This is a genomic window from Parvularcula marina (genome assembly GCF_003399445.1).
Classification (GTDB): Bacteria; Pseudomonadota; Alphaproteobacteria; order Caulobacterales; family Parvularculaceae; genus Parvularcula; species Parvularcula marina.
In genome coordinates, this window is sequence record NZ_QUQO01000001.1 from 609,743 (window position 1) to 629,310 (window position 19,568).

Below are 19,568 nucleotides of genomic sequence, written 5' to 3' on the forward strand. Positions count from 1 at the left end.
AGCGTTACCACGTTAAAGGGCCTCGCCCAAACGAGCCTATCCAGCAACCTTGCGCCATCGCTACGCAGGATAAACAAAAAAACCTCCGGGAGGGACAACATGCGACACCAGAGAGGTGTGAAGCTATTTCACCTAATCCTTATTTCCTTCCTTGTGCAGATTTCCGTAGCTCACAGTGAAACCTGCGAAGCGCCTCTCTCTGTCTGCGCAACGGACCAAGGAAGCGGATTTCCTTTGATCACGGACGGCACACCGGTTCCGCTTCTGATCTCCGTTAAGGATCTCAAGCCGGTCCTGAGAGCTTCCGAGGATCTAGTCGCGGACCTAGAGCGCGTCGGCGGCCAGCCAATGGCACGAATGTCGTCTGGTGAAGAGGCTGAATTCGCCGTTATCGTCGGTTCACTTCAGTCCCCGCTGATCCGTCAACTCCTCGATAGTGGCAAGCTCGACACGGCGGAAATTGAAGGAAAATGGGAAGCCTACCTCCAAACCGTGATTGACGATCCCCTGCCCGGCATAGATCGCGCGCTGGTCATTGCGGGATCGGATGCCCGCGGCACCGTTTACGGCATCTATGACTTGCTGGAACGTAGCGGCGTCTCCCCTTGGGAATGGTGGGCTGATGTTCCTATCCGTCAGCAGACATTTCTTTACGTCACGCCCGGCCGGAAAACGGATGCGCCGGTCGTCAAATATCGAGGCATTTTCCTCAATGATGAGAACCCCGCCCTTTATGGCTGGGTGAACGAGACATATGGCGGCTTCAACGCCGATTTCTACGAACGCGTTTTCCAGCTGATTCTTCGTCAGAAGGGGAATTATCTCTGGCCCGCCATGTGGGGGAAAGCGTTCTATGATGATGATCCGATGAACCAAGTGACCGCCGAAGAATATGGCATCGTCATCGGCACCTCGCATCACGAACCGCTTCTCCGCGCGCATGTCGAATGGGAACGCCATGGCGAAGGCGCATGGGACTATACAAAGAATGCGGAGAAACTGCGCGATTTCTGGCGCGGCGGCATGAAACGTATGGGCGGTGAAGAAACGATCGTCACTGTCGGCATGCGCGGCGATGGCGATGAGGCCATGACCGAAGGCACGGCCATCGACCTGCTCGAAACAATTGTCCGTGATCAGCGTAAAATTATTGCGGATGTCACCGGCAAGCCTGCCTCAGAGCAGCCTCAGATCTGGGCCCTCTATAAGGAAGTGCAGGATTATTACGACAAGGGCATGGAAGTGCCGGACGATGTCACCCTGCTCTTTGCGGATGACAATTGGGGCCAGATCCGGCGCCTGCCCGACCCTGCGGCCAAACGGCCCGGTGGGTACGGGGTCTATTATCATTTCGACTATGTCGGCGGTCCACGGAATTATAAATGGATCAATGTCACCCAGAATGAACGGGTCTGGGAACAGATGCATCTGGCATGGAAGCATGACGCAACAAGGATCTGGATCGTCAATGTCGGTGACCTGAAACCAATGGAATTCCCGATCAATTTCTTCCTCGATTATGCGTGGGATCCAGCGGACATCCCACTTGAGGGGCTCGATACATATTCAACGCTGTGGGCCGAACAGCAATTCGGCGGCAGCCATGCAGAAGAGATTGCCCGGCTTCTCGATCTTTATACGAAATATAATTCCCGCCGAACGCCAGAGCTATTGAATGCCGAGACCTATAGCCTCACGCATTTTGATGAATGGGCACGTGTCGCTGCGGATTATCAGCAACTGGCCGCCAAAGCCGACACCATCCGGCGTGAATTGCCACCTGAATATGAGGACGCCTTCCTCCAGCTTGTCTGGTATCCCGTTCAGGCAAGCGCCAATCTCTATGAGCTTTATTATAGGGTCGCGCTCAACCATCTTTATGCTGATCAGGGCCGTAGCCAGACCAATGACATGGCGACCCGCGCTCGTGCGCTATATGCGCGGGATGCCGAGTTAACACGGATTTATCATGAGGAGATCGCTGGCGGGAAATGGAACCACATGATGTCCCAGACCCATATCGGCTATACCTATTGGCAGCAGCCGGACGAACAGGTGATGCCTGAGGTCAGAGAGGTCAACCTGCCCCGGCGCGGCGCGCTTGGTGTTTCGATCGAGGGCGATGAACGAGCCTGGCCGGGGTTGGAGGGTGAACCCTCGTTGCCCGTCATGGACAATATTCATCAGCAGACACGCCGAATTGAGCTTTTCAATAAAGGCCAGCAACCTGTCCGTTTCAGTGCAGAAGCCGATCAGCCATGGCTTGAATTATCCCAATCTCGGGGCCGAATCCGCGAAGCGACGGCGCTCACCATCTCTATCGACTGGGAGGCAGTGCCCGCTGGCCGGCATGAAGGCCGGGTGACTGTGAACGGTGCAGATGGCGAGGCCGCCACTATCCGTGTGCCTGTCATCAACACGTCCGACATGACGCTGTCCGGTGCCCTGCCCGATGGTGGGATCGTTTCAATTGATGCGTCAACACCGGCCTGCCACATTGCTAAGACGCCATTCAGCTGGGAGACCATCACCAATCTGGGCCGTGAGAGTTCGGCCATCATGCCGATGCCGGTCACAGCCGAGCCGCAGAAAGCGGGAGACGGCCCAGAACTTATCTATCCGTTTACGGTCTATGAGGCAGGCACCTATCAGGCGGAGATCTTCCTCTCGCCTGCGCTCGATGTGACGGGTGGTGACGGGCTCGATTTTGCGCTCTCCGTCAATGACGAGACACCCATTCCGGTCAATATGCATATGGTGCCTGATGATCCGGTCTGGAACCGCGCCGTCTCGGACAATGCGCTGCGCAAGATAGTGGAATTCGAGATCGATGCCGCCGGGCCGCAGGCCCTGCATCTCTGGATGGTTGATCCCGGCGTCGTCTTTCAGAAAATTGTGATCAGCAAAGGCCCCGCGCCCGATAGCTATCTGGGCGCGCCCTTCAGCAAGGTCGCCGCGAGCGAGACCTCCTGCACGCGGTAAGGGAGCCAGAGATCAGCGCCGCTTCGGTCCGCCGCCATTGAGCAGCGCAGCCGTGCGGCCAATCGCCTGCGCGATCGTCACCCACAGTCGACGCTTCATATCCGGTGAATGCGGACCGAGTGCGCCCTGCGCGTGCTCGGGCAGATGAGCCACCGCCGAGCCATTATGTTCGAACACATACTGATTGAACATGGCTTCCCATGCGCCCCGCTCATGGGGCGGTAGATCCCTGATGGCGAGGATCGAATGCAGCAACGCATCAAAGGGAGAGCCCAGCTCCTCGCCACTTTCGCTCCACCAGAAATTCAGGAGGATGTTGAAATTGGTCAGTGACTCGACATGGTGCCACCAAAAGTAAGGAATGTAGATCGCATCACCCGGCTCCAGCACGGCAGAGCGCGCATGTTTGAGTGCCTCGCAGAAACGCGGATATTTATCATAGTCCGGATCATCTAGCCGCACCATGCTGATCGGCGGGCCTGCGAGTGTCAGCTCGAACGGGCCCACATAGAGGTTTGAGAGCTGCTCTGGCGGGAAAAGGGTGAAACGCCTGCGCCCGGCAATCACACCCGCAATATTCTGTGACAGGTCAAAATGCGTCTGAACGGTGAGCTGATTGCCGATCCAGATCCGAGGCGCAATGCCATCCGGGACGTGCGGGATCGGGTGCTCAGCTGCAAAGCCAGGCAGGAATTTTTCAGTTTCAACCGACTGGATGTAAATCGTGCCGTCATCGGGGCGTTCCACGCGCTGAAGGATAGCATCAAGTGAGAGCCCGAGAGGCACGGCTCGCTTCGAGAAATTCACCTTCTGCATGTCTTCGTCGTAGAAGAATTTTCCCTTGATGCGGGGATCACCAAAAATGGTTTCAACAGGCTGACCGCGATCGAACCGCATCAGATAGCTTGCCGCCGCTTCAGGGCCATCAGCTGCGGCATCTACCGCGGGCCAGTCTCGTACCAACCCGCGCATCACCACAGGCTGGCCTGCAGGCAGGATCTCCCTACTGAAGATTTCCGGAGTGACGTCAGAGCGTTCGGGCAATTCTGCGGTGACAATATCGGTCATGTGAGGATGCTAACAGCTTCGTGCCCAATAAAAAACGCGCTGCCCGAGGGCAGCGCGTAAAGTTAGGGGAAGTGATGTCCCGTTGCGCTTCTTAGAAGTTGAAGCGCGCGGAGACAGTGAACCGGCGATCATTCTGGAAGAATGAGCGCGGTGCGCGAAGGTCACCTGACGGAACATACTGATCAGTGACCGTGATTTCATTCAGGAGGTTTGCCCCCTGAACACCGATTTTGAAGTTCTCGTTCACGGAGTAGAAGAACGAGCCATCAAGCTGCCCAGTCGAGTCTTGGAAGATCGGATAGAACGGCGTGATCACGTCACGCAGCGTGACGAGGTAGTCACTCCGCCAGTTATAGACGAGGCGGGTCGAAATCGGCCCTTTCTCGTAAATAGCCGCGACGTTCCAGTTATGCTCCGAAAGTCCTTCGAGCGGGAACTGAGAGCCATCAACAAGTGGCTGGCTCTGGGCCTCACCTGTATCAGGGTTGATATTCCCTGCAGGCGTTGCACCTGTCGAGTTCACCCCAGAAGACGCAACACCTTCACTGTCGATGAATGTGTAGGTGATCTGCGATCCGAGACCATCGAACGGCTCTGGCAGCCCGTCATAGAACTGCTGATAAGCAACTTCGAAGCCTTTAACCTTACCCGTCTCATCCGAGTTCGTCGGCTGACGTGTAAAGACATTACTGACAGTAACGCCATTGTTGGCAAATGGGATGTCACCCTGCCCACCAACGATGATGTCTTCGATTTCTTTGTAGAACGCCGACACAGTCAGAGACCCGACATCTGCAAAGTACCATTCAAAGGAGACGTCATAGTTGTCCGCTTTGACTGGTTCGAGGAACGGGTTACCGCCAGCTGCCCCGAAGCCGAAGAAGCCTGAACCGCCCGGCGTTGGATCCGGACCATCTGTCCGCGGATCATCCTGACCAAGAACAGAAAGCGTGAAGTTGTTCCGAAGCGACCCCACATCTGGACGTGAGATTGACTTCGAGTAAGCGAAGCGAAGCAGCATGTCATCATTCAGACCAAGCTTCGCATTGAAGCTGGGCAGAAGGATATCATACTCGTTTTCAGAAGCGACTTCCTGTGAGCCATTGTTGGCAAACTGACGAAGTTGAGCCTCCGTCGCATCATCAAGCGCACAGAACCCAGGTGCCTCAAAGTCTGGTTGAGGAGTACCTGTGCCCGGACCCATGTCATCCTGAATTGGCGTCACACAACGGTTGTCACCCCCAGGGAAGTCCGGGTTGTCGGGGTCGGCAACGTCCCCAAGACCGGTCGTCACAGGGAAGACGGCGTCACCATCCGGGAACTGATAGCTACCAGTGGATGTGAGCGTCGTCTCGACATACCGAAGGCCAAAGTTGCCATCGAGAGTCATATTTGAATCGAAGACATTGTCGAAGCTGTAATCGAAGCGAACATATGCTGCGAAGTTTTCTTCAGTAACGTCAGCGATCTCACCCGGCAGATATGGCGTACCGGGAACAACACCGGGACGCTCCGCCAGACGACGCCAGCCGCCGCCGCCGCCTTGCGCACCACCAGTATTGCCACCATTGGCAAGCCACTGGGCCACAACACTGTCAGCGAAGTCAGCTGCTGCACCGTAGTTCTGAGCAGGGTTTAGAGAGAAATACGGAAGCGATGGCGGTTGAGTGACATCCCCACGCTGGAAGTTGTCAAATGTATACACATCGACAAGACCTTCCGGCACACCAACTTCATCAAACCAGACCGGACCGTCATTGCCCCAAATCTCGGACAGCGCACCCCAGTTATAGGTAGAGAAGCGGGTCGTTTGATCCCGTTCTGCCCAGCGCACACCGACGCGAGCAGACTGAAGCCAGCCAGCATCTTCGAAATTGTACTGCGCATCGCCGCGGAACGCATTCTCAGTGCCTTCACTGTCTTCGAAGTGATCCATCGCCGCACGCCAGAACGAGTTATACGGATCTGCATAACTGTCATGAGGTGCATCAAAATAGCTTGGACAGCTACCGCTTACTCCACCAGAGCAATCAACAGCAGCATAGCCGAAGTCAGGATTACCGGTTTCATTCGGCGGCAGGAATCGGACTTCAGGAATGTCCCCTGCCTGGGTGTCAATGAAGACATCCTGGTAAGTCGACCCCCAGAGGGTGAAGTCAATGTTCTCAACCGTTGAGTCAATGAACTGATAATCGAGATTAAAGGACCAGCGATCGTTCGGCGTGATCTTCACGTTGAACGAATAATCCGCCGTCACATATTCCTGCTCAACGCCGCGGAAAACGTTGTTCGACTGATAGCCATAGATCGGTGTCCGAGGATCGGAGCCGTTCTGGTCACTGCGCCAGCCGACAACTGATGAAATTGTGCCGCTGGTAAAGCGGTTCATATCATCAAATGCGAAGGTCGTGCCCGGCAGCGGGTAGACTTCAGAGAAGTTGTCCGTCGCAATTTCTGAAACGTGTTCATTCCACGACGTCGTCGCTTCTGAGCGAAGGAACTCAGCAGTCGCTTGGACCGTGCGATCAGGATTTTCCCATTGAGCTGAAGCACCATAGCCAGTCCGCTCACGGTCATAATCTTGCGTACGGAAGACAGCACCCTCAGGAATATAAGCTTCCGTTCCACCAGTGAACCCGGATGTAAAGGGCTGGAAACTCGAGATTTGAGTGCCGTCAGAACGTGTTTTCAGTTCAGAATTCACAGCATTAACAAGCAGACCAAAGCGACCGAAGTCACCTTCCCAGTTATTGCTGTAAAGACCTGAGAAGGTCGGCGCCCATTCCTCACGGAAATCGGCATAGTTATATTCGAGTGAACCGGCGATAACCTGGCCGGCCGAATCGAATGGCTTACGGGTAACGAGGTTCACAGAACCTGCGATGCCGCCTTCGATGAGGTCAGCGGTCTGGTTCTTGTAAACCTGGACGGAGCCGACGAGTTCGGATGGCACGTCTGCAAAGCTCAGTGCCCGGCCGTTGTTCGCCGAGAATGTGTCACGGCCATTAAGTTCAGACCGAACGAAAGTCAGACCACGAACGAGAACGCCCTGGCCTTCAATCGAGAAGTGATCGGGGTCGTCGGCAGCGGCAAAGCGACTGATCTGAACGCCCGGCACCCGCGAAAGGGCTTCGGTGATCGACCGGTCCGGCAGCGCGCCGATATCTTCGGCTGTAACCGCATCAACGAATGTGTCGGAGTCACGTTTGATATCCTGTGCACTCTGCAGCGAGCGACGGATACCCCGTGCGACGACGACGTCGTCATCTTCTTCGACAACCGGGTCACTACCCGTGTCATCTTGGGCGTAAGCCGGCATCGCGCACATAAGCGAGACAGCGGACGCACCCCCCATTAAAGCTAACATTTTACGGCGCAGCGCCGCAGAATCGTGTGCTTGCACGATAGACATAAATTCCTCCCTGTCAGCGGCCTAGTTCACTCGGATTCTGGATCACAAGACGTGATCCCGCCCTATCGACCGGTCTGCCTTGACGAGCGGACCACAAAATGTTTGCGCTATCAAGGCTGTTTTGATGCCTGACCTTTGCTTCTCAGCGAGTATGGCAAATCTGTGACAGCTGGGATGTGGTTGAGCCGGGCAGCAAAGACCCGATAAATTAAGCCACACCTTGGGAGGAGGAGTGCCGATGGATCAGGCGGCCACGGCGATAAAGCAGATCACCATTGTCGGTGGCGGGACCGCCGGCTGGATGACGGCTGCGGCGCTCAGCCGGTTGATTCGGCCCTTGGGGGTTCGAATCACCCTGATTGAATCGGATGCCATCGGGACCGTCGGGGTCGGCGAAGCGACCCTCCCCCATATCCGTTTCTTCAATGAACGGCTCGGCATCGACGAAGCCGAATTCATGAAAGCCACCCAGGCGACGATCAAGCTCGGTATCGAGTTCCGCAATTGGGGCCGGATAGGCGACTCTTATATCCACCCTTTTGGAGATTTCGGCCGGAATGTCGGCGGGGTCGATTTCCACCAGTTCTGGCTACGCGCACATCAGGCCGGGAAAGCAGGCCGGATCGACGACTATTCTTTGCCTATCGTGATGAGTGAGGCCGCCCGCTTCGGCCCGCCCTCACACGATCCACGATCGGTGATGTCGGCATTCTCTTATGCCTATCAAATGGATGCGACGCTTTACGCGAAATATCTGCGCGGCTTCTCAGAAGCCAATGGTGTCGTCCGGCAAGAAGGCCGCATTGTTGATGTCCATCGTGATGGCGAGAGCGGTGACATCAGCGAGGTTGAGCTTGAGAGCGGTGACCGCATCGGCGGCGATCTCTTCTTTGACTGCTCAGGGTTCCGGGGACTCCTTATCGAAGGCGCGCTGGAGGCGGGATATGATGACTGGTCGGACATCCTGCCCTGCAATCGTGCCGTCGCCCTGCCCTGCGAGACGATCGAGCCGCCCATTCCCTATACCCGCGCGACTGCGCATCAGGCCGGATGGCAATGGCGCATCCCGCTCCAGCACCGGGTCGGCAATGGTCATGTCTATTGCTCAGACTATATTTCGGATGATGAGGCCGCCTCGGTCCTTCTAGAGAACATCGACGGGCCAGCCTGCGGGGATCCTCGGTTCCTCAAATTTCTAACCGGCAAGCGCCGCAAGCAATGGGACCGGAATGTCGTCGCGGTCGGGCTCTCGGCCGGTTTCCTCGAGCCTTTGGAATCGACCAGTATTTATCTGATCCAGGCAGCGATCACCAATCTCGTCGAGCTATTCCCGCATTCGGGCATTCGCGATGCCGACCGGGACGAGTTCAACACTGTGATGGATCTCGAATATGAGCGGGTACGCGATTTCCTCGTCCTGCACTATCATGCGACCGAGCGGGACGACTCACCCTTCTGGAACTATGTCCGCACCATGCCTATCCCGGACTCCCTCAAATACAAGATGGACCTCTTCCGCGACCGCGGGGTCGTAGTGAAATATAAGGACGGCCTCTTCCTCGATGCGAGCTGGATTGCCGTCTATCTCGGCCAGCGAGTGGTCCCTCAGAATTTTGCGCCGCTGGCTGGCGCCATCCCCGAGGACCGGCTCGGCCCCTTCATGGACGACTTACGCGGGTTGATCCGTCGGACCGTGGACGCCCTGCCGAGCCATGACGCTTATCTCAAACAGCATTGTCCGGCAGGCCCGGACCTGATGGCGTGATCATGTCCAGCACCCCTCACCTCATCATCACCGGTGCAACGCTCGAAGGTTGGTTCGCTGCCGCCCTCCTCGTCAATCGCCTGCGCCCGCTCGGCATCGGTGTGACGGTTGTGCCGTCGCCGGATGATGCCCCTCCGCCTTTGGCACTTTGTACCACCCCTGCGCATGGCCACCTCCATCGCGAGCTGAAACTCGATGAGCGGGATGTCGTCCGTTTTTGCGGCGGCAGTTTCCGGCTCGCCACGCAGTATAAGGACGAAAATGACGAAACGGGCTTCCTGATCGGCTTTGCATCAGCCGGAGAGCCGCGCGATGGCGCCGGTTTCCACCATTACTGGCACCGCGCAAAGGAATGGGACGGCGCGCGCGCTTTCTCATCTTACAATCTGGCCGCCGCCGCAGCAGCGAAAGGCAAGTTCGCGCCGCCGATCCCGGAAGCCGCCGACATTCGCGGACGTTTTGAATTCGGGCTTCATCTTTCCGGTCCTCTTTATCAGGACTATCTGCAAAAATGCGCCCTGCATTACGGAGCGGTCCTTGCCCCCTCTTCCTTTGCCAGCTCGGTGCGCGATGATGACGGCAAGGTCAGCGGTTTGATGCTGGAAAATGGCGAAACCCTTTCGGGAGGCTTCTTCATCGATGCGACGGGTTCTGCTGCTTGCCTTGCGGGTGCGGGCGAGATGCAAACCGCCCTTCAGGGGCCGGGCCAGCTTGACTGGCAGGAAAGCGCAGCGCGGGCCAATCTCAGCCTGACGGTCACGAGCGGCCAACAGGGCGGCTATGACATCTCGGTCCCGCTTTATGAGACGACCGCGACCGGGCGGTATCGGGCGGGCGACGGCAATGTCCCGAATAGCTGGCGGCTTCATCCCTGGGCAGAGAATGTGCTCTCCATCGGACGGACGGCAGCAGAGCTCGAACCGCTCGGCGCGCCGATGATGACGCTCGCCGCAACAGCGCTCGATACCTTCACGGAGCTTCTCCCCTTCGGTAATGACGCGCCTTTCGCGCGGGAAGAATATAACCGCCGCATGCACGAGACCTGTGAGCGCTTTTCAGAGTTTCAGTTGATTCAGCACGTCCTCTCGCCCGGTGGCCCGTCGGAAGATGATCTCCCCGAGACGCTGAGGCGCAAGCTGACCCAGTTTAATAGCCGGGGACGGATTGTCACCTATGATCATGAGAGCTTCGATGAGGACACTCACCTTGCGCTCTACCTTGGCGCGGGCCTGATGCCTGATCGCCATGACGCACTCGCCAACCGGGCAGAGGACGGACAGGTGAAAGACTTCCTCTCCGCCACGCTCAAATCCGTCCGCGCTGCACGCGACGCCATGCCGGACCAGCGGGAGTGGCTCGAGAAATCGGGCATTGCCCGCAAAACAGAGGGAGGCAGCTCATGACCACCGCCCCCTCCTCTCTTGATAAGATCGTCATCGTTGGCGGCGGCACCGCCGGCTGGATGACGGCGGCTGCACTCTCGAAATTCCTCCGTGCCGGGAAGACAAACATCGAGCTCGTTGAATCAGAAGAGATCGGCACGGTCGGCGTCGGCGAAGCTACCATCCCGCCGATCAATACTTTTAACGGCCTGCTTGGCATTGACGAGAATGACTTCATCTCGAAGACGCAGGCCACCTTCAAGCTCGGGATCGAATTCACGAACTGGGCAAAGAAAGGCCACACCTATATCCACCCGTTCGGGGATTACGGTCAGGATGTAGAGGCCATCAAATTCTACCAGCTCTGGCTGAAGCTCCGCCAGATATCGCAGAATGTTCCCTATATTGATGAATTCTGCGTCTCCGCCATGGCAGCCCGGCACGGCAAATATCTCGCCCCCGCCCGCGATCCGCGGCAGGTGCTCTCGGCGCTTGCCTATGCCTTCCATTTCGATGCGACTCTCTATGCGCGCTATCTGCGCCAGTTCGCCGAAGACCGGGGCGTCATCCGCACCGAAGGGAAAGTGACGAAGGTCAACCTTCGCGGCGAAGACGGTTTCATTGCCTCTCTCGATCTTGAGGGCGGCAGGACAGTCGAAGGTGACCTCTTCATCGACTGCACGGGGTTCAGGGGTCTCCTCATCGAAGGCGCGCTTGAAACGGGGTATGAGGACTGGACGCACTGGCTGCCCTGCGACCGCGCGGTCGCAGTCCCTTGCGAGAATGCCGGGCCGCCCGATCCTTTCACCCGGTCAACTGCACATGAAGCCGGTTGGCAGTGGCGCATCCCGCTCCAGCACCGCATGGGCAATGGCCATGTCTGGTCGAGCGGGTTCACCGATGAAGAAACGGCGACCACGCGGCTGATGCAAAACCTTGAAGGCAAGCCGCTCGCCGATCCGCGCCATCTGCGGTTCACGACCGGCCGCAGACGGAAGTTCTGGTACAAGAACTGTGTCGCCATCGGCCTTTCCGCCGGATTCCTCGAGCCGCTTGAATCAACCTCCATCCATCTCATTCAGGCGGGGATTTCAAAACTCATCGCCCTCTTCCCGGACAAGGACTTCGCACCGATCGAGGCCGAGGAATATAACCGCCTGACCGCGATGCAGTTCGAGCAGATCCGCGATTTCATCATCCTCCACTATCACGCCACCGAGCGCGATGATTCCGAGTTCTGGAATTATGTCCGGACCATGAGCATCCCGGAGAGCCTGACCCGCAAAATGGACCTCTTCAAATCCAAGGGACGCATCTTCCGCTTCGAAGATGAGCTTTTCGGCGAGGCTAACTGGCTGTCGGTCTTCCTGGGGCAGAATGTCTGGCCACGCGCCTATGATCCCATGGTCGACACTTTGTCCGATGAGCAGATCACCCAGATCGCCGGGCAGATCCATCACGCCATCCGCACAACGATTGAAAAAATGCCAAGCCATCAGGACTACATCACGCGCTTTTGCGCGGCCCCCGCTTCAGGAGTCTATTCGTCATGAGTGTATCCCGTATCAAGAAAGTCCTGATCGTCGGTGGCGGCTCTGCCGGCTGGATGACGGCCGCGACGCTCTCGAAAATTCTCAAGAATGATTATTGCGACATCACGCTGGTCGAGTCCGAGGAGATCGGTACGGTCGGTGTCGGCGAAGCAACGATCCCCCAGATCGGCACTTTCAACCGCACGCTCGGCATCGAAGAGAATGAATTTGTCCGCGAAACGAAGGGCACTTTCAAGCTCGGCATCGAGTTTGTCGACTGGGGCAAGAAGGGCGACCGCTATCTTCACCCTTTTGGTCCGTATGGGCTCGATATGGAGGGGCTGTCCTTTCACGCATTCTATATGAAGCAGCACAAGGATCAGTCACCGCAAGCGCTGTCTGATTATTCGCTGCAGGCCGTTGCCTGCCGGGACAACCGCTTCATGCGTCCAGTCAATGCCGGCAATTCGCCGCTGTCCAAGATCGCCTATGCCTTCCATTTCGATGCCGGGCTTTATGCGCGTTACTTACGCAAGGCCTCAGAAGGCCGCGGCGTGACCCGCATCGAGGGGAAGATCGCCGATGTGACCCTCAACAGCGATGACGGCTTTGTAAAATCTGTCACGTTGGAGGATGGCCGCGAGATCGAGGCGGACCTGTTCATTGACTGCTCAGGCTTCCGTGGACTGATCATCGAAGGCGCGCTCAAAGCGGGCTACAATGACTGGACCCACTGGCTTCCGGCGGACCGGGCGATTGCCGTCCCGTGCGAGACATCCCGCCCACTTCTTCCCTATACCCGCTCAACGGCGAGGGATTCAGGCTGGCAATGGCGTATCCCGCTTCAGCACCGGATGGGGAACGGCTATGTCTATTCCTCCGCCTACGCCTCGGATGATGAGGCCGTCGACACGCTGATGGGCAATCTCGAAGGAAAGCCGCTCGGCGATCCGCGTTTCTTGCGATTCACGACCGGGCACCGCAAAAAATTCTGGGACAAGAACTGCGTCGCCATCGGCCTTTCAGCGGGGTTTCTGGAACCGCTTGAATCGACCTCGCTTCATCTCATCCAGAGCGGGATCGCGAAGCTTCTCCAGATGTTCCCGGACAAGGAATTTAACCAGGCCGATATCGACCGTTATAATCGCGTGACGACTTTCGAATTCGAACGCATCCGGGATTTCATTATCCTGCATTATAATGCGACGACCCGCGACGACACACCCTTCTGGGATTATGTCCGTACCATGTCGATCCCGGATTATCTTGAAGACAAGATCAACCTCTACAAAAGCTATGGGCGGATCTTCCGGGAGAATGAGGAGCTGTTCAACGACACAAGCTGGTTCGCGGTGATGAACGGCCAGAACATCAAGGCCGAGAAATATGACCCCGTCGCAGATGTCCTCTCGGATGCCGAGACCGCGCATCGCCTCACTCATATTCGCGAGACGATTGCGACCTCTGCCAATTACATGCCGTCCCATGAGAAGTTCATTCTGGAGAACTGCTCGTCCGGAGATCTGGAAAAAGCCTAATCGGCTTTTTCCGCATACATGCCGAAGGTCGCGCCGACAAATCCGCCTGCGGTACGGGTACTGAGGAGCTTGCCGTCCTGATCGCCGCCGATGGCGGTGAACTCGCCATCGGCCACGGCATAGGCAAAGCGGTAGATGTCCCGATCCGCCTCGATGCGAAAGCGGACTGCCTCCCCTGAAGAGAACTCGACCGGCACTTCCGCCACCACGTCCCCGCGTGGCGACTGGTCCCCTCCGGCCCGGCGGCGCAGGCGGATGACGTGCGCGCCCTCTTCATCTGCTCCCAGACCAAGCGCGAAATAATATTCATCGCTCTGCATGGCGAGAAGCCCGGCCTCGCTGTCAGGTGTCGGGGTGAACTCAACCAGCGTCATGGCCGTTGCCGTCAGATGCTGCTGGCGGCGCGCAACGACCGAAGGCTGCTTCCTGTCGCCTAAACGTTCTGCACGCGAGGTGAGGACCAATGCCCCTTCCTCAACCTGCCACCACTCTTCCTGCGGCACACGGACAAACAGCCAGTAAGGATCGAGCGGTGTATCGAATTCTTCCCTAAGGGAGAAATTCCCAGTCATCGGGATGCCTGGCGTCTCCGCTGCTGGCAAAGCGGGCCTCGCCGCCTGATAGGGCACCAGCTCATCGCCTTCGGTGATGATCGGCCAGCCATCTTTCCACTCGACCGGCATCAGGAAAGTCTCGCGGCCGGTATTATAGAAATCTCCTTCATAGGGCCGGACGCCAAGGAAGCTGACCCACCAATTCCCCTCCGCATCGGTCACGAAATCGGCATGGCCGACAGAAGTGATCGGATGCTCCCTGTCCGGATCAAGGTGCCGCTGGGTCAGGACCGGATTTCCCTCAAAGGGCGTATAGGGCCCAAGCACATTATCCGCTCGCGCCAGCACCTGGCTGTGATTGATCGCTGTGCCGCCCTCAGCGGAGGAAAGATAATAATACTCGCCCACATGATAGATATGCGGGCCTTCGATCCAGATCGGGTTCTCCTCCGGCCGCACCCCGCCATCGATGATGACGATGGGCTCGGAGATTGACTGGAACGTGTCAGGATCAATTTCTCTGATCCAGATCGCGCGGTGCCCGTCATAACGGGGCTCTCCCACCGGCGCGTCATTGTTCATGAGGTAGACCTTGCCGTCCTCGTCAAAGAACAGCGACGGATCGATCCCGCCCACTTCCGGCAGCCAGACGGGGTCTGACCAAGGGCCCGAGGGATCCTCCGCTGTCACGATGAAATTGCCGCCGCAATCCACGCAGGTATTGGCGACATAAAAGAGCCCGTCATGATGCTCGATGGTCGGCGCGAAAACGCCGCGCGACAGGCCGAGGTCCTTGAAATCGAGCATACCGGGCCGGTCGATGACATTACCGATCTGCATCCAGTTGACGAGATCCGTGCTGTGGAAGACCGGAATGCCGGGGAAATAGGCAAAGGTCGAATTGACGAGATAATAGTCACCCCCGACCTGGGTGATGCTGGGGTCAGGGTAAAACCCGGCCAGGATCGGGTTCTGATAGTCCCCCTCGCCCAGCGCCTGCGCGAAGACCTCATCGCGCCCTTCATAGGAAAACCAGTCAAAACGGGCCTCAGCGTCCGCTGGACCCGCCGTTGGCTCATCCCCTCCGCCGCAAGCGCATAACAGACCGGCAAGGGCGGGCAGAATGAGGCGTCGGATCATGTTTTTCCTCCTAACGGACTTTTATCGCGTTGTTTTTTTGTCATAGCGGTCGTGAGGCTGGACCCTGTCACCGCGCTTGTGATAGCGATAACATAACTGCCAGCCCTTGCGCAGGGCAGATCCCAGAAAACCAACAAGTACCCCTCGGGACAGGGAATTGGGAGGATCATCATGACAGACATCTCGCGGCGCGAAGCCTTGGGAATGGGCGCTGCTGCTTTGGCAGCAGGCACCGCCGCCAGCAGCACAGTGCTGGCTGAAAAGGGTCCATCCCTTTCAGCACTAGCCAAAGCCAAAGGCCTGCGATTCGGCACCGCGATTGCCGCGTATCAGCTTGATGATCCGAAATATCTCGATCTTGTCCGCCGCGAATGTGGTGCGCTCGTCGCCGAAAATGAGCACAAGATGTATGTCATCGAGCGGGAGAAAGACGCCTATAACTTCGCGCCCGCCGATGCGCTGGTGGCTTTCGCCAAGACCAATGATTTGATGATGCGTGGCCACACGCTGGTATGGCATCACCCGAACTGGCTGCCCCAATGGGTCAATGAGACGCAATTCGCCTCGGCCGCGGACGCCGAAGCCGTCCTTGGCGGCTATATTGGCAAGGTCGCGGGCCGTTACGATCCGTTCCTCTACTCGTGGGATGTGGTCAACGAGACCATTGATCCCGCGACGGGTGGTCTTCGTGAGACCTCCTTCTCCCGCGCCATGGGGCCGGAAGTGATCGATTTCTGTTTCCATCAGGCGCGCGAGCACGCACCCGACGCGAAGCTCGCCTATAACGACTATATGAGCTGGGAAGACGGGCATGAGCTGCACCGGACAGGGGTGCTCAAGCTCCTCGAAGACCTGCTCTCACGCGGTGCGCCGATTGATGCACTCGGCATCCAGAGCCATTCCAATGACGACATGCCGACCGAATTCACGCCTGCCAAGCAAAAGGCGTGGCGAGATTTCTGTGACGAAGTCACCGGCATGGGCCTCGACATCTACATGACCGAGTTCGATGTGAACGACACCGAGATGGGCCCGGATATCGAAACCCGCGATCGCGAGATGGCCAGTTTCACCAAGGACTATCTCGATATCATGTTCTCCTATCCGGAGACCAAGGAGCTGCTCGTCTGGGGGCTGGTCGACAAATATAGCTGGCTACAGAATTTCAAGCCGCGCACGGATGATGTCGAAAAGCGCCCGACGCCTTTCGACTCGAATTACCAGCCCAAACCGATGCGCGATGCCATCGGTGAGGCATTGAAGGCGGCTCCGGGCCGCACATTGGGTTAATCAGTACGGGGCTGAAGGCGGGAACATAATCGTCACAGTCCGTTTGGAGGAAACAGGGAACGTGTTTCTAGGAATTGATATCGGCACGTCGAGCGTCAAGGCCGTCATCACCAATGAAGATGGTGACGTCATTGATCAGGCGACCGCGCCGCTGATGGTCTCCCGGCCAAAAGATCTCTGGTCGGAGCAGAACCCGGACGACTGGTGGAAGGCAACCAACAAGGCTGTCCTCGACATCTCGCCCGACCGCCGGGCCAAGGTCGAAGGCATCGGGCTTTCGGGCCAGATGCATGGCGCGACGCTGATCGGCGATGATGACCGCCCGCTTCGCCCCGCCATTCTGTGGAATGATGGCCGCAGTTTCGCGCAATGCGCCGAACTGGAAGAAATCGAGCCGCGCTCGCGTGAGATTACTGGCAACCTTGCGATGCCCGGCTTTACTGCGCCCAAGATCCTCTGGGTGCGTGAGCATGAGCCGGAGATCGCCACAAAGATCCGCAAGGTTCTTCTGCCCAAGGATTATATCAGGCTTCTTCTGACCGGCACTTATGCGGGCGAGATGTCAGATGCCGCAGGCACGCTCTGGCTCGATGTCGCGAACCGCAAATGGTCGAATGAAATGCTGACCGCGACGGGTCTCGATGAAGACGCGATGCCGGAGCTCTTCGAAGGCTCCGAAGTCACCGGCATGCTGAAGCCCGAGATCGCGAGCAGCTGGGGGATGCCTTCCGTGCCCGTTGCGGGCGGCGGCGGCGACAATGCTGCAGGCGCCGTTGGCGTTGGCGTCATCTCCCCCGGAGATGCCTTCCTGTCGCTTGGCACATCCGGCGTCCTTTTCGTCGCGGGCAAGGAATTTGTACCGAACCCGGAGAAAGGCGTTCACGCCTTCTGTCACGCCCTGCCCGAAAAATGGCACGAGATGACGGTGATGCTGTCAGCGGCAAGCTGCGTTGATTGGGCCGCTCGCCTGACCGGCACAAATGGCGCTGGCGAGCTGATTGCCGCAGCTGAGAAGGCCGGCCGGCTCGATCATCCGTCGGTTTTCCTGCCTTATCTTTCCGGCGAGCGGACCCCGCATAATGATCCTTATGCGCGCGGTGTCCTTTTCGGCCTCGACCATGATTCAGGCGCCGCCGAGATCGGACAGGCCGTCCTCGAAGGGGTCGCCATGGCGTTCGCCGAGGGCCTCAGTGTTCTGGGTGAAGCGGACCACGTACGCGAGATCACGGTGATCGGCGGCGGCTCGCGCTCCAACTACTGGGGCCGCATCCTCGCCGCTGCGCTCAACCGCCCCCTCGTCTATCGCCGCGATTCAGAAGTCGGGCCCGCCTATGGCGCGGCCAAGCTGGCGCAGATCGCCGTGACCGGCGGTGATCCTTCACAGATCGCCGCACCGCCGCCCGTCCTCGATATTGTCGAACCGCAAGCATCCGATGTAGCTCTCATGGCCGAGAAGCAGGAACGGTTCGCCGCTATTTACAAAAATCTCAAAGAATTGTTCCCCAAGGAGACTGACTGATGACCGCTGTCCGCGAATATTTTGCTCATATAGAGCCGATCGCATTTGAAGGTAAGGACACGGACAATCCGCTCGCCTACCGTTACTATGACAAGGACCGCGTCATCATGGGCAAGCGGATGGAGGATCATCTCCGCCCGGCTGTCTGCTACTGGCACACATTCTGCTGGGACGGGTTCGACGTTTTCGGCGCTGGCACGTTTGGCCGTCCATGGCATGAGCTTGAAGGCCAGGAAATGGCCGAGGCGAAACTCGACGTCGCGTTCGAGTTCTTCACCAAGCTGGGCGTGCCCTTCTTCACCTTCCATGACGTCGATGTCATGGCGCCTGCCACCAACATGAAGGAGCATACGGAGAATTTCGCCCGTATCCTCGATCCCATCGAAGCCAAGATGAGTGAGACTGGCCTCAAACTTCTATGGGGCACGGCGAATGTCTTCAGCCATCCGCGCTATATGAGCGGCGCGTCGACCAATCCGGATCCGGAAGTTTTTGCCTGCACCGCCATGCAGATCCGTCAGGCGCTGGACGCCACGCATCGCCTCGGCGGCTCGAACTATGTGCTCTGGGGCGGCCGCGAAGGCTATGAGACCCTTCTCAATACCAATCTCAATCGTGAGCTTGACCAGCTCGGCCGTATGCTGACGCTTGCCGTCGAGCACAAGCACAAGATCGGCTTTAAAGGCCCGCTCCTCATCGAGCCGAAACCGCATGAGCCGACCAAGCACCAATATGACCGCGATGTCTCGACGATCTACGGCTTCCTGTCGAAATATGACCTGCTCGACGATGTGAAGATGAATATCGAGACCAACCACGCAACCCTCGCTGGCCTGCCGATGGATCACGAAATGGCGACTGCTTATGCGCTCGGCATTTTCGGCTCGATCGATGCCAACCGGGGTGACGCGCAAAATGGATGGGACACCGACCAGTTCTGGAACGATCCGCTCGATATCACCCGCTCGATGATTCACTTCGTCAAGAATGGCGGCTTCACGACCGGCGGCTTCAACTTCGACGCCAAGGTCCGCCGCCAGAGCATCGATGCCGAGGATCTTTTCCATGGCCATATCGGTGGTCTCGACGCCCTCGCCCGCGGTCTGATTTCTGCGGCTGCCATGGTCGAGGACGGCACTTGGACGAACTTCATCGATGACCGTTACGCGGGCTGGGATGGTCAGCTTGGCCGCTGGATGATGACCGAGGCTTCGCTTGAGGACATCGCCGACAAGGTTTCAGGCGGCGGCATTGACCCGCAACCGAAGTCCGGCCGTCAGGAATATCTTGAGAATTTGGTAAACGCCTATCTCTAGACCTCAACGCGCCTGATTGCTCTGGCGCGGCACTCTCCCTTGCCGATAAGGACGATCGGGCTACTATAAC

General features: G+C 57.9%; 11 protein-coding genes. 8 read left to right on the plus strand and 3 right to left on the minus strand.

Translation table 11 applies throughout. From position 1 onward, the window contains the following. The first annotated feature begins 99 nt into the window (after window positions 1-99). On the plus strand, window positions 100-2,982 hold the full coding sequence (locus DX908_RS02810; RefSeq protein ID WP_116390933.1) for a glycosyl hydrolase 115 family protein: 2,883 nt from the start codon (window positions 100-102) through the stop codon (window positions 2,980-2,982). 12 nt (window positions 2,983-2,994) lie between these two features. On the opposite strand, the gene DX908_RS02815 is transcribed toward DX908_RS02810, so the two are convergent. Both DX908_RS02815 and DX908_RS02820 read right to left on the minus strand, forming a co-directional pair. Continuing rightward, a complete protein-coding gene (locus DX908_RS02815) occupies window positions 2,995-4,050 on the minus strand; it encodes a cupin-like domain-containing protein (RefSeq protein ID WP_116390934.1) in 1,056 nt (351 codons plus the stop codon). A gap of 91 nt (window positions 4,051-4,141) precedes the next feature. Then, window positions 4,142-7,369 (minus strand): TonB-dependent receptor, encoded by a 3,228-nt coding sequence (locus DX908_RS02820; RefSeq protein ID WP_158548444.1) that lies wholly within the window; start codon window positions 7,367-7,369, stop codon window positions 4,142-4,144. Between the two features lie 331 nt (window positions 7,370-7,700). Between DX908_RS02820 and DX908_RS02825 the strand changes: the two genes are divergently transcribed. From DX908_RS02825 to DX908_RS02840, 4 genes are read left to right on the plus strand one after another with little or no spacing between them, the layout of a single operon-like run. Then, the gene (locus DX908_RS02825) at window positions 7,701-9,227 is read left to right on the plus strand and encodes a tryptophan halogenase family protein (RefSeq protein WP_116390936.1); all 1,527 of its coding nucleotides are present in this window, start codon (window positions 7,701-7,703) and stop codon (window positions 9,225-9,227) included. A 2-nt stretch (window positions 9,228-9,229) separates the two neighbouring features. Beyond that, window positions 9,230-10,630, plus strand: coding sequence for a tryptophan 7-halogenase (locus DX908_RS02830; RefSeq protein ID WP_116390937.1), 1,401 nt, complete (start codon window positions 9,230-9,232; stop codon window positions 10,628-10,630). Next, window positions 10,627-12,162: a tryptophan halogenase family protein gene (locus DX908_RS02835; RefSeq protein ID WP_116390938.1), complete on the plus strand. Its 1,536-nt coding sequence runs from the start codon at window positions 10,627-10,629 to the stop codon at window positions 12,160-12,162. The genes DX908_RS02830 and DX908_RS02835 overlap by 4 nt, the downstream gene beginning before the upstream one ends. Continuing rightward, the gene (locus DX908_RS02840) at window positions 12,159-13,679 is read left to right on the plus strand and encodes a tryptophan halogenase family protein (RefSeq protein ID WP_116390939.1); all 1,521 of its coding nucleotides are present in this window, start codon (window positions 12,159-12,161) and stop codon (window positions 13,677-13,679) included. The genes DX908_RS02835 and DX908_RS02840 overlap by 4 nt, the downstream gene beginning before the upstream one ends. On the opposite strand, the gene DX908_RS02845 is transcribed toward DX908_RS02840, so the two are convergent. Continuing rightward, window positions 13,676-15,373, minus strand: coding sequence for a glycoside hydrolase family 43 protein (locus tag DX908_RS02845; protein ID WP_116390940.1), 1,698 nt, complete (start codon window positions 15,371-15,373; stop codon window positions 13,676-13,678). The two genes, DX908_RS02840 and DX908_RS02845, sit on opposite strands and share 4 nt — an antisense overlap. Before the next feature lie 171 nt (window positions 15,374-15,544). Here DX908_RS02845 and DX908_RS02850 point away from each other — a divergent pair, with 171 nt between their 5' ends. The 3 genes from DX908_RS02850 to xylA all read left to right on the plus strand — a co-directional run bounded on the left by DX908_RS02850 (window position 15,545) and on the right by xylA (window position 19,498). Further along, window positions 15,545-16,663: an endo-1,4-beta-xylanase gene (locus DX908_RS02850; RefSeq protein ID WP_116390941.1), complete on the plus strand. Its 1,119-nt coding sequence runs from the start codon at window positions 15,545-15,547 to the stop codon at window positions 16,661-16,663. 61 nt (window positions 16,664-16,724) lie between these two features. Further along, complete coding sequence (xylB, locus tag DX908_RS02855) at window positions 16,725-18,182, plus strand: xylulokinase (protein ID WP_116390942.1); 1,458 nt, start codon at window positions 16,725-16,727, stop codon at window positions 18,180-18,182. After that, on the plus strand, window positions 18,182-19,498 hold the full coding sequence (gene xylA / locus DX908_RS02860) for a xylose isomerase (protein WP_116390943.1): 1,317 nt from the start codon (window positions 18,182-18,184) through the stop codon (window positions 19,496-19,498). The genes xylB and xylA overlap by 1 nt, the downstream gene beginning before the upstream one ends. Window positions 19,499-19,568 lie beyond the last annotated feature (70 nt).